The following is a 313-nucleotide window of genomic DNA, read 5'->3' on the forward strand; positions in this document are numbered from 1 at the left end:
CTTCTTAACACTTTTTGTTTCCAAGTCGGTTTTTAAATTATTGATCAACCAGGAGATTACTTTCTTTTCCGTTCGAACTTTATCCTTGATCTTAGCGCCCCCGTCTTCAATCGCTAAAATAGGCTTGATATTAAATAGAGAGGCTAGGATGGCTTGACCGCCAGATACTCTGCCGCTTCTTTTGAGTTGGTCCAAATTTGATGGGAATAAATATAATCGGGTGTGCTCGCGTAATTCATTGAGTTTGGCGGTCACTTCGCTGATTTCATGTCCTTGTTCTACTAGTTCAATACCTTTTTTTATTAAAAATGAG

The 313-nt window shown here is 38.7% G+C and carries 1 protein-coding gene; it reads right to left on the bottom strand.

The genetic code is table 11. The annotated features are described in order from the left end of the window. The coding region (locus tag V7659_RS07310; RefSeq protein ID WP_335539079.1) for a DegV family protein at positions 1 to 313 on the bottom strand (313 nt) is incomplete at both ends.

The sequence above is a fragment of the Neobacillus drentensis genome, from assembly GCF_036966985.1.
GTDB lineage: Bacteria > Bacillota > Bacilli > Bacillales > Cytobacillaceae > Neobacillus > Neobacillus drentensis_E.